Raw genomic sequence first — 14,565 nt, forward strand, 5'->3', positions numbered from 1 at the left:
GCCATCCAGTACCATAGCGCCCTTTCCATTCCCGGACCCATTTTTCGATGACCGTCTTTTTTGACGGGGGTCGAACTATTGCCTGCAATTAAAGATTAGAGCCGAACAACTATGCCTTTTACACTTGGTCAACGCTGGATCAGCGATACAGAAAGCGAACTTGGATTAGGAACCGTCGTTGCCGTCGATGCGCGCATGGTTACCCTCCTTTTCCCTGCTACCGGTGAAAACCGCCTGTACGCTCGCAATGACTCCCCTGTTACCCGCGTAATGTTCAATCCGGGTGATACCGTGACCAGCCATGACGGCTGGCAGCTAAAGGTTGAAGACGTAAAAGAAGAGAATGGACTGCTCGCCTACATCGGAACGCGCCTTGATACCGACGAGACGAACGTCATCCTGCGTGAAGTGCTGCTCGACAGCAAACTGGTGTTCAGCAAGCCGCAGGACCGTCTGTTTGCCGGGCAAATCGACCGAATGGATCGCTTCTCCCTGCGCTACCGCGCGCGTAAGTTCCAGAGTGAACAGTACCGCATGCCGTGGAGCGGCCTGCGCGGTCAGCGTACCAGCCTGATCCCCCATCAGCTGAACATCGCCCATGACGTGGGCCGTCGCCATGCGCCTCGCGTGCTGCTGGCTGACGAAGTGGGCCTGGGTAAAACCATCGAAGCCGGCATGATCCTGCACCAGCAGCTGCTCTCTGGCGCTGCCGAGCGCGTGCTGATTGTGGTGCCGGAAACGCTGCAACACCAGTGGCTGGTCGAGATGCTGCGCCGCTTTAACCTGCGCTTCTCCCTGTTCGACGACGAGCGTTATGCCGAAGCCCAGCACGACGCGGACAACCCGTTTGAAACCGAACAGCTGGTGATTTGCTCCCTGGACTTCGTGCGCCGCAGCAAGCAGCGCCTGGAGCATCTGTGCGACGCTGAATGGGATCTGATGGTCGTCGACGAAGCCCACCACCTCGTCTGGAGCGAAGATGCGCCAAGCCGTGAATACATGGCGATCGAGCAGCTTGCCGAGCGCGTACCGGGCGTTCTGCTCCTGACCGCAACGCCGGAGCAGCTGGGTCTTGAGAGCCACTTTGCCCGTCTGCGCCTGCTCGACCCGAACCGTTTCCACGATTTTGAGCAGTTTGTTGAAGAGCAGAAAAACTACCGTCCGGTAGCGGATGCCGTCGCGCTGCTGCTGGCAGGTAATCGTCTCTCTAATGATGAACTCAACACCCTGAGCGATCTGATTGGCGAGCAGGACATCGAGCCGCTGCTTCAGGCCGCGAACAGCGACAGCGATAACGCGGGATCCGCGCGTAAAGAGCTGATCGACATGCTGATGGACCGTCACGGCACCAGCCGCGTGCTGTTCCGCAACACCCGTAACGGCGTGAAGGGGTTCCCGAAACGCGAGCTGCACACCATCAAGCTGCCGCTGCCGACCCAGTATCAGACCGCGATTAAAGTCTCCGGCATCATGGGCACCCGTAAATCGGCGGAAGATCGCGCACGCGACATGCTCTACCCGGAGCAGATTTATCAGGAATTTGAAGGCGACACCGGCACCTGGTGGAACTTCGATCCGCGCGTGGAGTGGTTGATGGGCTACCTGACCGCGCACCGTTCCCAGAAGGTGCTGGTGATCTGCGCCAAAGCCGCCACCGCGCTTCAGCTGGAACAGGTTCTGCGCGAGCGTGAAGGTATTCGCGCCGCCGTGTTCCACGAAGGCATGTCCATTGTTGAGCGCGACCGCGCTGCGGCCTGGTTTGGTGAAGAGGACAGCGGCGCACAGGTTCTGCTGTGCTCCGAAATCGGTTCTGAAGGCCGTAACTTCCAGTTTGCCAGCAATCTGGTGATGTTTGATCTGCCGTTTAACCCGGATCTGCTGGAGCAGCGTATCGGCCGTCTGGATCGTATCGGCCAGGCGCACGACATTCAGATCCATGTACCGTATCTGGAGAAAACCGCTCAGTCCGTTCTTGTTCGCTGGTATCACGAAGGGCTGGATGCGTTTGAACATACCTGTCCGACGGGCCGCACCATTTATGACCAAGTGCATGGCGATCTGATCGGTTATCTCGCGGCACCGGAAAATACCGACGGCTTTGATGAGCTGATTAAATCCTGCCGCGAGAAGCACGACGCGCTGAAAGCCCAGCTGGAGCAGGGGCGCGACCGCCTGCTGGAGATCCACTCTAACGGCGGTGAAAAAGCGCAGCAGCTTGCCGAAAGTATTGAAGAACAGGACGACGACACCAGCCTGATCAGCTTCTCCATGAACCTGTTCGACATCGTCGGTATTAACCAGGACGATCGCGGCGAGAACATGATCGTGCTGACCCCGTCCGATCATATGCTGGTGCCGGATTTCCCGGGCCTGCCGGAAGATGGCTGCACCATCACCTTTGAGCGTGATGTGGCGCTGTCCCGCGAAGACGCACAGTTCATCACCTGGGAGCACCCGCTGATCCGCAACGGTCTGGATCTGATCCTCTCCGGCGATACCGGCAGCAGCACCATCTCCCTGTTGAAGAACAAAGCGTTGCCCGTGGGCACGCTGCTGGTGGAGCTGATCTACGTTGTGGAAGCGCAGGCGCCGAAACAGCTTCAGCTTAACCGCTTCCTGCCGCCAACGCCGGTGCGTCTGCTGCTGGATAAAAACGGTACGAACCTGGCCGGCCAGGTGGAGTTTGAAAGCTTCAACCGCCAGCTGAGCGCGGTCAACCGCCATACCGGCAGCAAGCTGGTGAATGCGGTGCAGCAGGACGTGCATGCCATCCTGCAACTGGGTGAAGCTCAGGCCGAAAAAGCGGCCAGAGAGCTGATCGATGCGGCGCGCAGCGAAGCTGACGAGAAGCTGTCAGCTGAACTGTCGCGTCTGGAAGCGTTGAAAGCGGTGAACCCGAACATTCGTGACGATGAACTGGCCGCGATTGAGAGCAACCGTCAGCAGGTGCTGGAAAGCCTGAATCAGGCGGGATGGCGTCTCGACGCCCTGCGCCTTATCGTTGTGACGCATCAGTAAGCGGAGCGCAAGATGGTAATGGAGCCCTACAATCCCCCGATGGATCCGTGGCTGGTCATTCTGTATCAGGATGAGCACATTATGGTGGTCAACAAGCCAAGCGGCTTGTTGTCCGTGCCGGGCCGTCTGGATGAGCACAAGGACAGCGTGATGACGCGCATTCAGCGCGATTATCCGCAGGCCGAGTCTGTCCATCGTCTGGATATGGCCACCAGCGGCGTGATTGTGGTGGCGCTGAATAAAGCGGCTGAGCGCGAGCTTAAGCGTCAGTTCCGCGAGCGCGAGCCGAAGAAGCAGTATATCGCCCGCGTGTGGGGCCATCCGGCGCAGGCGGAAGGGCTGGTGGATTTACCGCTGATTTGCGACTGGCCGAACCGGCCAAAGCAGAAGGTGTGTTATGAAACCGGCAAGGCAGCGCAAACCGAGTATGAAGTGCTGGAGTACGCGCCGGATAACACCGCCCGCGTCCTGCTGAAGCCGATTACCGGGCGCTCCCACCAGCTGCGCGTGCATATGCTGGCGATGGGTCACCCCATTCTGGGAGACAGATTTTATGCGCCGCCGGAAGCGCTGGCGTTAGCGCCGCGCCTGCAACTGCATGCGCAGACGCTCACCATCACCCACCCTGCTTTCGGCAACACCATGACGTTCAAAGCCCCGGTGGACTTCTGAAAAAAAGGCCCGACGCTGTGTCGGGCCTTTTTTTATTTAAAACCTTTCTGCTCTTTAATCAGCTCGTAGGCTTTCTGGATTTCCTGCGCTTTCTGTTTCGCCATCTCCATCATCTCCGGCGGCAGGCCTTTCGCCACCAGCTTATCCGGATGGTGCTCGCTCATCAGCTTACGATACGCGCGTTTGATGGTCGTGACATCGTCAGACGGCTTCACGCCGAGGACGTTACAGGCATCTTCAAGCGTAGGGCCACGCTGCGCCTGCTGCCAGCCGCCGCCGGACGATTGCTGCTGATAACCGCCGCCAAAGTGCGCACCGCCCTGCATCATGCGCAGGAACTGATCGAACTGCATACGGGAAATGCCCAGCTCTTCGGCAATTACGTATAAGACGTCCCGTTCATTCGGATGCAGAGAGCCATCCGCGAAAGCGGCCTGGATTTGAATTTCCAGAAACATCCGAATTAAATCAAAGCGCCCGAAACAGATGCTACGGAACTGCCGCATTTTTTCACGCAGCGGGTAGTTATCTGATTTACCAATCCGGAACGCATTCTGCGCCGCGATGCGTGATTCGCCGTGCAGATTCATGCGATCCATAAAGACGCTGGCGACCTGAATGTCGGCTTCCGTTACGCGCCCTTTTGATTTGGTTAAATGCCCCATCACCTCAAAGGTGGTGGAGAAAAAGAGTGACTGGCGCTCGCGCTGGTTGGCAAACCAGGCCATTTTGCGGCTGCGTGCCTTATCAAACATATGGCCGATAATGAGGCCAAGAACGACGCCCCAGAATCCGGCCCCCATAATAATTGCGAACGCAACGCCGATTATTTTACCCCAATACTGCATATACTCCCCGAATGGTCATGTTCCTGGCCGACGCAACGCCATCATTACAGTGGTCGCGCCACGGTCAATTGAGGGACATCGCCTATAATTTGCATTATCATACTCGTCATTCGATAGCGAGCCTAACACTCTGGCGCGCAAACGGGCAGGATTAACGCTGGTACTGCGCTGATGAGTAAGATAGTCTCTGAGCGTTTGTAAGCCGTAGCCACTGATGACGGAACAATAAAATACAACGTATGAAAAAACGTATCCCCACCCTTCTGGCCACAATGATTGGCACCGCCCTGTATAGCCAACAGGGGCTCGCAGCCGATCTCGCCTCGCAGTGTATGCTTGGCGTCCCAAGTTACAATCGCCCACTGGTGAAAGGCGATACGAATGACTTACCCGTCACCATTAATGCCGACAGCGCAAAAGGTAATTATCCTGACAACGCGACCTTTACGGGCAATGTCGATATTAACCAGGGAAACAGCCGCCTGCTGGCTGACGAAGTGCAATTGCACCAGAAGCAACCGGAAGGTGCCCAGGCGCCTGTCCGTACGGTGGATGCGCTGGGTAATGTGCACTATGACGACAATCAGGTCATCCTGAAAGGTCCGAAAGCCTGGTCCAATCTGAATACGAAAGATACCAACGTCTGGGAAGGTGATTACCAGATGGTGGGCCGTCAGGGTCGCGGAACCGCAGACCTGATGAAGCAGCGCGGCGAAAACCGCTACACCATTCTCGAAAACGGCACGTTTACGTCCTGTTTGCCTGGGTCAAATACCTGGAGCGTCGTGGGCAGTGAAGTGATCCACGACCGTGAAGAACAGGTCGCCGAGATCTGGAACGCCCGCTTCAAGCTTGGCCCGGTGCCAATTTTCTATAGTCCTTACCTGCAACTGCCGGTGGGCGACAAACGTCGTTCGGGCTTCCTGATCCCGAACGCCAAGTACAGCACGTCGAACTACTTTGAGTTCTACCTGCCGTACTACTGGAACATTGCGCCCAACATGGACGCCACGATCACGCCGCACTATATCCACAAGCGCGGTAACATCATGTGGGAGAACGAGTTCCGCTATCTGACCAAGGCGGGCGCGGGTCTGATGGAATTTGATTATCTGCCATCAGATAAAGTGTTCCAGGACGAGCATCCTTCCGAAGGCGATAAGCACCGTTGGATGTACTACTGGAAGCACGCCGGGGTATTGGATCAGGTATGGCGCTTCAACATCGACTATACCAAGGTCAGCGATCCGTATTACTTCAACGACTTTGACTCTAAATACGGGTCCAGTACCGACGGTTACGCCACGCAGAAATTCAGCGTGGGTTACGCCATTGAGAACTTCGACGCCACCGTGTCGACCAAGCAGTTCCAGGTATTTGATACGCAATCGCGCAGTACCTACGGTGCAGAGCCGCAGCTGGACGTGAACTGGTATCAGAACGATGTGGGTCCTTTCGACACGCGCGTTTATGCTCAGGCGGTTCATTTCGTCAACACCAACTCGGATATGCCGGAATCAACGCGTCTGCATATCGAGCCGACGATCAATCTGCCATGGTCAAACGACTGGGCGAGCCTGAACACCGAAGCCAAGCTGATGGCTACCCACTACCAGCAGAAGAATCTGGACTGGTATAACAAACGCTATGGCACCGATCTTGAAGAGTCGGTAAACCGTACGCTTCCGCAGTTCAAAATGGACGGAAAGCTGATCTTCGAACGTGATATGGGCCTTCTCGCCGATGGATACACCCAGACGCTTGAGCCGCGTATGCAGTATCTCTACGTGCCTTATCGCGATCAGAGCAAAATTCAAAACTACGACTCGTCTTTCCTGCAATCAGACTACAGCGGCCTGTTCCGTGACCGTACCTACGGCGGCCTTGACCGTATTGCGTCTGCTAACCAGTTAACGACCGGCGTCACAACGCGCGTTTATGATGATGCTGCCGTTGAACGTTTTAACGTTTCTGTTGGTCAAATCTACTATTTCACCGAGTCTCGTACCGGTGATGACGACATTAACTGGGAGAAAGACAACAAAACGGGCTCACTGGTATGGGCAGGCGACACCTACTGGCGCATGACGGATCGTTGGGGTCTGCGCGGTGGTGTTCAGTACGATACACGACTGGACAATATCGCGACGGGCAGCGCTGCCATTGAGTATCGTCGTGATGAAGACCGTATGTTGCAGTTGACGTATCGTTACGCCAGCCCGGAGTATATCCAGGCGACGCTGCCTAACTATGCGAATACGGACCAATACAAAGACGGTATTTCACAGGTAGGTACTGCCGCGAGCTGGCCGATCGCCGATCGCTGGTCAGTCGTCGGGGCCTACTACTATGACACGAATGCCCAAAAACCTGCCGACCAGATGTTAGGTCTGCAATATAACTCCTGCTGTTACGCAATACGTGTCGGTTACGAACGCAAACTTAACGGCTGGGATACGCAAAACAGTCAGGGCAAATACGATAACGTGATTGGCTTTAATATCGAGTTGCGCGGCCTGAGTTCTAACTACGGTCTGGGCACGCAGCAGATGCTGCGCTCGAACATTCTGCCGTATCGTAGTTCATTGTAATGTGCTTGATTTACAACGTAATCCGCTTTGCGGTTAATTGAAATGGAAAAAGTATGAAGAACTGGAAAACGCTGCTACTCGGTGTCGCTATGGTTGCGAATACCAGCTTCGCGGCCCCACAGGTTGTCGATAAAGTCGCGGCTGTGGTTAACAACGGCGTCGTGCTTGAAAGTGACGTTGACGGTTTGATGAAATCTGTAAAGCTCAATTCGGGCGAAGCAGGTCAACAACTTCCGGATGACGCCACGCTGCGCCACCAGATCCTGGAACGTCTGATCATGGATCAGATTGTCCTGCAAATGGGCCAGAAAATGGGCGTGACGATCTCTGACGAGCAGCTCGATCAGGCGATCGCCAACATCGCAAAGCAGAACAACATTACCCCGGATCAGATGCGTAGCCGCCTGGCCTATGACGGCATCAGCTATGCCACCTACCGTAATCAGATCCGTAAAGAGATGCTGATTTCAGAAGTGCGTAATAATGAAGTCCGTCGCCGCGTCACCATCCTGCCCCAGGAAGTGGAAGCTCTGGCAAAACAGGTGGGTAATCAGAATGATGCCAGCACCGAGCTTAACCTGAGCCACATCCTGATCCCACTGCCGGAAAACCCAACCTCCAATCAGGCGGCTGAGGCAGAAAGCCAGGCGCGCGCTATCGTTGAGCAGGCGCGTAATGGCGATGACTTCGGCAAGCTGGCCATCACGTACTCTGCTGATCAGCAGGCGCTGAAAGGCGGCCAGATGGGCTGGGGACGTATTCAGGAGCTGCCATCCCTGTTTGCACAGGCGCTGAGCACGGCGAAGAAAGGCGACATCGTCGGTCCTATCCGTTCCGGTGTGGGCTTCCACATTCTGAAAGTGAACGATCTGCGCGGCCAGAGCCAGAACATTTCCGTCACCGAAGTTCACGCGCGTCATATCCTGCTTAAACCGTCTCCGATCATGACTGACGATCAGGCCCGTGCGAAGCTGGAACAGATCGCGGCAGACATCAAGAGCGGTAAAACCACCTTTGATAAAGCGGCAAAAGAGTTCTCTCAGGATCCTGGCTCTGCTAACCAGGGCGGTGACCTGGGTTGGGCGGCAGCCGATATTTACGATCCGGCTTTCCGCGATGCGTTAATGAAGCTGAACAAAGGCCAGATGAGCGCACCCGTGCACTCCTCCTTCGGCTGGCATCTGATCCAGCTGTTGGACACCCGCAACGTGGATAAAACCGACGCGGCACAGAAAGACCGGGCGTATCGCATGCTGTTCAACCGTAAGTTCTCTGAAGAAGCCGCAACCTGGATGCAGGAACAACGCGCCAGCGCTTACGTGAAGGTCTTGAGCAACTGATGAAGCCGCATCGTGTTGCGATCACTCCCGGCGAACCCGCCGGGATTGGGCCTGACCTTGTGGTTCAGCTCGCCCAGCGCAGCTGGCCGGTCGAGCTGGTTGTCTGCGCTGATGCAACACTGTTACAAGACCGGGCAGCCTTGCTCGGTCTGCCTTTAACGCTCATCCCTTACGTTGAAGGCCAACAGCCCGCACCGCAGCAGGCTGGCACCCTCACCCTGCTCTCTGTTCCGCTTCGTGCACCTGTTGTCCCCGGTGAGTTACACACTGAAAACGGCCACTACGTTGTCGAGACGCTGGCGCGCGCCTGTGACGGGTGTCTGAAGGGCGAATTTGCCGCCCTGATCACCGGTCCGGTGCATAAAGGCGTAATCAACGACGCGGGCATTCCGTTTACCGGGCATACCGAATTTTTCGAAGAGCGTTCGCACAGCCCGAAAGTGGTCATGATGCTGGCAACCGAAGAAATGCGCGTTGCGCTGGTTACGACTCACCTGCCCATCAAAGCCATTCCGGATGCCATTACGCCTGAACTCCTGCGTGAGATCATCGGCATTTTGCATCACGATCTGCAAACCAAATTCGGCATTCCGCAGCCGCATGTGCTGGTTTGTGGCCTGAATCCGCACGCGGGTGAGGGCGGACATATGGGCACCGAAGAGATCGACACCATCATTCCGGTACTTGAGGAGATGCGGGCGAAGGGGATGAACCTCAGCGGGCCATTGCCTGCCGACACCCTTTTCCAGCCCAAATACCTGGATAATGCTGACGCCGTGCTCGCGATGTACCACGATCAGGGTCTGCCCGTGCTAAAATACCAGGGCTTTGGCCGCGGGGTGAATATCACCCTCGGTTTACCCTTTATTCGAACGTCCGTTGACCACGGTACTGCGCTGGATCTGGCAGGCCAGGGAAAAGCGGATGTCGGCAGTTTTATTACGGCGCTTAATCTCGCCATCAAAATGATTGTTAATACTCAATGACTAATCGAGTCCATCAGGGCCACTTAGCCCGTAAACGCTTCGGGCAAAACTTTCTCAACGATCAGTTCGTGATCGACAGCATCGTCTCTGCCATTAATCCGCAGAAAGGCCAGGCCATGGTCGAAATCGGCCCGGGTCTTGCCGCGTTGACCGAGCCGGTAGGCGAACGCCTTGACGAACTGACCGTTATCGAACTTGACCGCGATCTGGCCGCGCGTCTGCAAACGCATCCGTTCCTCGGGCCGAAGCTGACGATTTATCAGCAAGATGCGATGACCATGAACTTCGGCGAACTGTCAGAAAAAATGGGCCAGCCGCTGCGCGTGTTCGGTAACCTGCCGTACAACATCTCCACCCCGCTGATGTTCCATCTGTTTAGCTATACTGATGCCATTGCCGACATGCACTTCATGCTGCAAAAAGAGGTCGTTAACCGTCTGGTTGCAGGGCCGAACAGTAAGGCGTATGGTCGTTTAAGCGTGATGGCGCAATATTATTGCAACGTGATCCCGGTATTAGAAGTACCGCCTACCGCGTTCACGCCGCCGCCAAAAGTGGATTCTGCGGTGGTACGCCTGGTGCCGCATAAAACGATGCCGTACCCGGTCAAAGACCTGCGCGTGCTGAGCCGTATTACCACTGAAGCCTTTAACCAGCGTCGTAAAACGATTCGTAACAGCCTTGGCAATCTGTTTACCGTTGACGTGTTAGCTGAGTTGGGTATCGACCCGGCAATGCGTGCGGAAAATATTTCCGTTGAGCAGTACTGCAAGCTGGCTAATTACATCAGCGACAATGCGCCGCCGAAGGAGAGCTAAGCCATGATTGATTCGCCCCGCGTCTGTGTTCAGGTTCAAAGCGTCTACATTGAGTCCCAATCCACACCGGATGAAGAACGTTTTGTCTTTGCTTATACCGTAACCATTCGCAATCTGGGGCGGATGCCCGTGCAGCTGCTCGGGCGCTACTGGCTTATCACCAACGGCAATGGCCGCGAAATTGAAGTCCAGGGTGAAGGTGTGGTCGGTGAACAACCTCATATCGCCCCTGGCGAAGAGTATCAGTACACCAGCGGCGCGGTAATTGAAACGCCGCTGGGCACCATGCAGGGCCATTACGAAATGGTCGATGCCGACGGTAATGCCTTCCGCATTGCCATTCCCGTATTCCGTCTCGCCGTACCTACACTTATTCATTAATCTAATGTCTACATATCTGATTGGCGACGTTCACGGTTGCTACGATGAACTGATCGCATTATTAAAACAGGTCGACTTTATTCCCGGGCAGGACACGCTCTGGCTCACAGGCGACTTAGTGGCGCGCGGTCCAGGCTCGCTGGACGTCCTCCGCTATGTCAAATCTCTGGGCGACAGCGTGAGGCTGGTGCTGGGCAACCACGATCTGCATTTATTGGCCGTATACGCCGGGATCAGCCGTAATAAGCCGAAAGATCGTATTACCCCTCTGCTGGAAGCACCGGACGCCGACGAGTTGCTCAACTGGCTGCGTCGCCAGCCGTTGCTCCAGATTGACGAAGAGAAAAAACTGGTGATGGCCCATGCCGGCATCACCCCTCAGTGGGATCTTGAGACGGCAAAAACCTGCGCGCGCGACGCGGAAGCGGTGCTGGCGAGCGACTCCTATCCGTTCTTCCTCGATGCGATGTACGGCGACATGCCGAACAACTGGAGTGATGACCTCAGCGGCCTGGCGCGACTGCGTTTTATCACCAATGCGTTTACGCGGATGCGCTACTGCTTCCCGAACGGGCAGCTGGATATGTATTGCAAAGATACGCCGGAAAATGCCCCTGCGCCGCTTAAGCCGTGGTTTGCCATTCCGGGCCCCGTGACGAATGAATACAGCGTGGTATTTGGCCACTGGGCCTCTCTGGAAGGGAAAGGTACGCCGGAAAATATCTATGCACTGGATACCGGATGCTGCTGGGGTGGGGATTTAACCTGCTTACGCTGGGAAGATAAAGCTTACTTTGTGCAGCCATCCAACCGACAGCTGGGCTTAGGTGAGGGTGAAGCGGTCGCTTCCTGAGGATGTTTATCCTCTCCCACCGGGAGAGGATAAAACCGTTAACGACGTTCCAGAATTTCGAAGCAGTAGCTGTGTGAGTTTTGCGCATCCGCATCGTGAAACTCGCTGAACACGGACTCCCACTCATCCGGATCGTAATCCGGAAAATGCGTGTCCCCTTCCACTTCCGCATCAATGTGGGTCAGATACAGCTTCTGCGCTTTTGGCAGGAACTGCTCATAAACACGACCGCCGCCGATCACCATGATCTCTTCGGCATCACCGCAGGCGGCAATCGCTTCATCAACGGACTTAACCCACTGAACGCGATCGTCTGTGCCCGGCTGGCTACTGATCACAATATTCTTACGCCCTGGCAATGGACGACCAATCGACTCCCAGGTCAGGCGGCCCATCACTACCGGCTTGTTTAACGTCGTACGTTTAAACCATGCGAGATCGGCAGGCAGGTTCCACGGCATGGCGTTTTCCATGCCGATAACGCGGTCTACCGCCAGCGCTGCAATCAGACTGATCATTGAAAATTTCCCGGATGCAAAAAATTGCCGCCACTATACGGAAAGCTTAATCTTTCGTCGACTGGCGGCAGGGTAAAGAATTAGAAATTTTTTAATATTGCTGGCAACTCCACTTCACGCGGAAGGTTTACTCTCCGGTTCATCTTCCGGATTACCGGTATGCTTGCCCTCTTCCGTTCCTTGCCAGCCGTGGCGCTGAACCAGCGACAGGTGATTACGATCCTCGTTGATGATCTCCGTCAGCATGGTGCTGGTGCGTTTAAACACCGCTGCGCGTTCGGTTGCCGTACTGCTTGCCATCGCCACCATCTCTTCCACCATCTCATGATTAAAACGGCGGAACAGATCGGCACGCTCACGCGCTTCATACGCGCCAAGCCCCAGGCTTTCCAGCGCCATGCGGCCCGATTTGAGCGCCCCTTCGAAGGTTTCACGCTCCGGTGCCGCCACTCCCGCCTGACGCAGCTGGATGTAGTGCTCCACGTCGCGCGCACGCGAGATAATCGTCAGGTTCGGGAAGTGCTCTTTGACCAGCTCAACCATCTGCATGCTGGTCTCAGGATCGTCGATGGCGTTAATCAACACCTCGGCCTTCGCCGCACCGGCGGATTCCAGCAGGTCAACCCGGGTCGCATCGCCGTAAAACACCTTCATATCGAATTTACGCAGCGTATCGACATGGTCGGGATCGTGATCGAGGATAACCATTTTCACACCGCTGGAGAGCAGTAAACGGCCAGTGATTTGCCCGAAGCGGCCAAACCCAGCGATGATTACGCGCGGCTGCTCTTCGTCGATCTCGTCGGCTTCTCGTTCCTGTTCGCTTCCCGCTTTTTCCAGACGCGTCAGCAGCACCAGCAGGATCGGCGTTGCGGCCATCGACAGCGCGACCGCCAGCGTCAGGGCTTTTGCCCATTCCGGATCGAGTACGTTGGCCATTTGCGCCGCGCCAAAGACCACGAACGCAAACTCACTCCCCTGCCCCAGCAGCACGGCAAACCAGCGGCGCTGCGGTTTTGGTACGTTTAACGGACGGGCAATCAGCCACAGCATGGTCATTTTTATAACCAGGAAGCCCACCAGCAGAATAATGATGCGCAGCGGATGGGTGACCAGCGTTCCGAAGTCGATAGACATCCCGACGCCGATGAAAAACAGCCCCAGCAGCAGCCCTTTAAACGGCTCGATATCGCTTTCCAGCGCGTGCCGGTATTCGGAGCTTGCCAGTAAAACGCCCGCAAGGAAGGCACCCATCGCCATCGACAGTCCGGCCTCTTCCAGCAGCAAACCAAAACCAAACACCAGGAATAACGCAACGGCGCTGAACACTTCGCGCAGGCCAGAGCGCGCAACAAAGCGCAGCAGCGGACGCGTTACGTAGCGGCCCAGCAGGATCACCAGCGCCAGCGCGCCGACAACCTTCAGCGCCGAGAGGGCAAATGCTCCCAGCGTCGTTGACGCGCCGCTGGTTGCCAGCAGCGGGATCATCGCCACCAGCGGGATCGCGGCAATATCCTGGAACAGCAGAACGGAAAAGGCGCTGCGCCCCATTTGCGAGACCGTCAGGTTACGCTCGTTCATTGCCTGCATGGCAATCGCCGTCGAGGAGAGCGCCAGCGTCATGCCGATCAGCTCCGCGACTTTCCACTCCATGCCTAACAAAATACAGAATCCGCCTAACAGCAGGCCGCAGCCCAGCATTTGCAGAGCGCCTCCGCCAAATACCGAGGCGCGCAGCTTCCACAGCCGTTGCGGATCCAGCTCCAGACCAATCACAAACAGCATCAGCACCACGCCGATCTCTGCAAAATGCAGGATCGACTCGGCATCCGTCACCAGGCGGAAGCCCCAGGGGCCAATGACACATCCGGCAATCAGATAGCCGAGGACCGATCCAAGCCCCAGACGCACCGCTACCGGCACAATTAATGCCGCCGCGCCGAGGTAAATCAGCGCCTGTATCAGCGTATGGCTATCCATTGTGCGCCTCCTGCCACTCGAGTAAACGTTGTTTGTAATGACGAGCCTGCGCCTGCAAGGTTTCATCGTCGCAGACAAAAGTACAGTGCATTGCAAAAGGCGGAAGCCAGGTCAGACCACAGTAAAGGGCGGTAGCCTGAAGCGGCTGCGCCAGCACCTCAAATCCCGGGAAAGCGCCAATTTCAAAGTGGCTTTCACCGCCGCCGGTGGTTACGGCCCACATCAGGCTTTTGCCCTGAAGCGCTTTGCCGTTGTGTCCGTATGCCCAACCGTGCGAGAAGACTTTGTCGATCCACAGTTTCAGCAGCGGTGGCGTGCTGTACCACTGCATCGGATGCTGCCAGACGATCAGATCGGCACGAGAGAGCGCCTCCTGTTCGGCGGCGATATCGATATTAAAATCGGGATAGAGTTGATAGAGGGAACGTATCTCTACGTTTTCGAGCGTCCTTGCCTGCTCAAGCATCCGCTTATTCGCGTGCGAGTGCTGCGGATAAGGGTGCGCATAAATTATCAGAATCATTGAGTAGCCTGTTGTTTTACTGCCTTCTTTTACCAGA

12 protein-coding genes are annotated in these 14,565 nt (G+C 56.1%); 8 read left to right on the top strand and 4 right to left on the bottom strand.

Annotated features, from left to right (window positions below):
- Window positions 1-111: 111 nt before the first annotated feature.
- Window positions 112-3,018: an RNA polymerase-associated protein RapA gene (gene rapA, locus N5C09_RS14655; RefSeq protein ID WP_063867437.1), complete on the top strand. Its 2,907-nt coding sequence runs from the start codon at window positions 112-114 to the stop codon at window positions 3,016-3,018.
- A 12-nt stretch (window positions 3,019-3,030) separates the two neighbouring features.
- Entirely contained in the window at window positions 3,031-3,690 is a 660-nt protein-coding gene (rluA, locus tag N5C09_RS14660) for a bifunctional tRNA pseudouridine(32) synthase/23S rRNA pseudouridine(746) synthase RluA (RefSeq protein WP_279749301.1), read from the top strand.
- A gap of 32 nt (window positions 3,691-3,722) precedes the next feature.
- Here the strand turns inward: rluA and djlA are convergent, their stop codons facing one another.
- Window positions 3,723-4,538, bottom strand: coding sequence for a co-chaperone DjlA (djlA, locus tag N5C09_RS14665; protein WP_102750036.1), 816 nt, complete (start codon window positions 4,536-4,538; stop codon window positions 3,723-3,725).
- Between the two features lie 239 nt (window positions 4,539-4,777).
- On the opposite strand from djlA, the gene lptD reads away from it, so the two are divergent.
- The 6 genes from lptD to apaH are packed head-to-tail and all read left to right on the top strand — an operon-like array spanning window position 4,778 to window position 11,507.
- A complete protein-coding gene (lptD, locus tag N5C09_RS14670) occupies window positions 4,778-7,129 on the top strand; it encodes an LPS assembly protein LptD (protein ID WP_017383802.1) in 2,352 nt (783 codons plus the stop codon).
- Between the two features lie 53 nt (window positions 7,130-7,182).
- A complete protein-coding gene (gene surA, locus N5C09_RS14675) occupies window positions 7,183-8,469 on the top strand; it encodes a peptidylprolyl isomerase SurA (RefSeq protein WP_279749302.1) in 1,287 nt (428 codons plus the stop codon).
- Window positions 8,466-9,455: a 4-hydroxythreonine-4-phosphate dehydrogenase PdxA gene (pdxA, locus tag N5C09_RS14680; protein WP_102750038.1), complete on the top strand. Its 990-nt coding sequence runs from the start codon at window positions 8,466-8,468 to the stop codon at window positions 9,453-9,455. Before surA ends, pdxA begins: the two co-directional genes overlap by 4 nt.
- On the top strand, window positions 9,452-10,273 hold the full coding sequence (rsmA, locus tag N5C09_RS14685; RefSeq protein WP_063450688.1) for a 16S rRNA (adenine(1518)-N(6)/adenine(1519)-N(6))-dimethyltransferase RsmA: 822 nt from the start codon (window positions 9,452-9,454) through the stop codon (window positions 10,271-10,273). Before pdxA ends, rsmA begins: the two co-directional genes overlap by 4 nt.
- A gap of 3 nt (window positions 10,274-10,276) precedes the next feature.
- Window positions 10,277-10,654, top strand: a complete 378-nt coding sequence (apaG, locus tag N5C09_RS14690; protein WP_003856425.1) for a Co2+/Mg2+ efflux protein ApaG — start codon at window positions 10,277-10,279, stop codon at window positions 10,652-10,654.
- A gap of 4 nt (window positions 10,655-10,658) precedes the next feature.
- On the top strand, window positions 10,659-11,507 hold the full coding sequence (gene apaH / locus N5C09_RS14695; RefSeq protein ID WP_204642707.1) for a bis(5'-nucleosyl)-tetraphosphatase (symmetrical) ApaH: 849 nt from the start codon (window positions 10,659-10,661) through the stop codon (window positions 11,505-11,507).
- Between the two features lie 38 nt (window positions 11,508-11,545).
- Here apaH and folA read toward each other — a convergent pair whose 3' ends face one another.
- The 3 genes from folA to kefF form a co-directional block, all read right to left on the bottom strand.
- Window positions 11,546-12,025, bottom strand: a complete 480-nt coding sequence (gene folA / locus N5C09_RS14700; RefSeq protein ID WP_003856431.1) for a type 3 dihydrofolate reductase — start codon at window positions 12,023-12,025, stop codon at window positions 11,546-11,548.
- A 114-nt stretch (window positions 12,026-12,139) separates the two neighbouring features.
- Window positions 12,140-14,005, bottom strand: a complete 1,866-nt coding sequence (gene kefC, locus N5C09_RS14705; RefSeq protein ID WP_279749303.1) for a glutathione-regulated potassium-efflux system protein KefC — start codon at window positions 14,003-14,005, stop codon at window positions 12,140-12,142.
- Entirely contained in the window at window positions 13,998-14,528 is a 531-nt protein-coding gene (kefF, locus tag N5C09_RS14710) for a glutathione-regulated potassium-efflux system oxidoreductase KefF (protein ID WP_063867430.1), read from the bottom strand. The genes kefC and kefF overlap by 8 nt, the downstream gene beginning before the upstream one ends.
- Window positions 14,529-14,565: the final 37 nt, after the last annotated feature.

The sequence above is a fragment of the Enterobacter sp. GD03975 genome, from assembly GCF_029838645.1.
GTDB classification, from domain to species: domain Bacteria; phylum Pseudomonadota; class Gammaproteobacteria; order Enterobacterales; family Enterobacteriaceae; genus Enterobacter; species Enterobacter quasihormaechei.

Bases quoted from the DNA above. Each gene is read 5' to 3' on its own strand.
- kefF (WP_063867430.1), bottom strand. From the start codon at position 14,528: ATGATTCTGATAATTTATGCGCACCCTTATCCGCAGCACTCGCACGCG.
- apaG (WP_003856425.1), top strand. From the start codon at position 10,277: ATGATTGATTCGCCCCGCGTCTGTGTTCAGGTTCAAAGCGTCTACATT.
- rluA (WP_279749301.1), top strand. From the start codon at position 3,031: ATGGTAATGGAGCCCTACAATCCCCCGATGGATCCGTGGCTGGTCATT.
- rsmA (WP_063450688.1), top strand. From the start codon at position 9,452: ATGACTAATCGAGTCCATCAGGGCCACTTAGCCCGTAAACGCTTCGGG.
- surA (WP_279749302.1), top strand. From the start codon at position 7,183: ATGAAGAACTGGAAAACGCTGCTACTCGGTGTCGCTATGGTTGCGAAT.
- lptD (WP_017383802.1), top strand. From the start codon at position 4,778: ATGAAAAAACGTATCCCCACCCTTCTGGCCACAATGATTGGCACCGCC.
- rapA (WP_063867437.1), top strand. From the start codon at position 112: ATGCCTTTTACACTTGGTCAACGCTGGATCAGCGATACAGAAAGCGAA.
- apaH (WP_204642707.1), top strand. From the start codon at position 10,659: ATGTCTACATATCTGATTGGCGACGTTCACGGTTGCTACGATGAACTG.
- djlA (WP_102750036.1), bottom strand. From the start codon at position 4,538: ATGCAGTATTGGGGTAAAATAATCGGCGTTGCGTTCGCAATTATTATG.
- kefC (WP_279749303.1), bottom strand. From the start codon at position 14,005: ATGGATAGCCATACGCTGATACAGGCGCTGATTTACCTCGGCGCGGCG.
- folA (WP_003856431.1), bottom strand. From the start codon at position 12,025: ATGATCAGTCTGATTGCAGCGCTGGCGGTAGACCGCGTTATCGGCATG.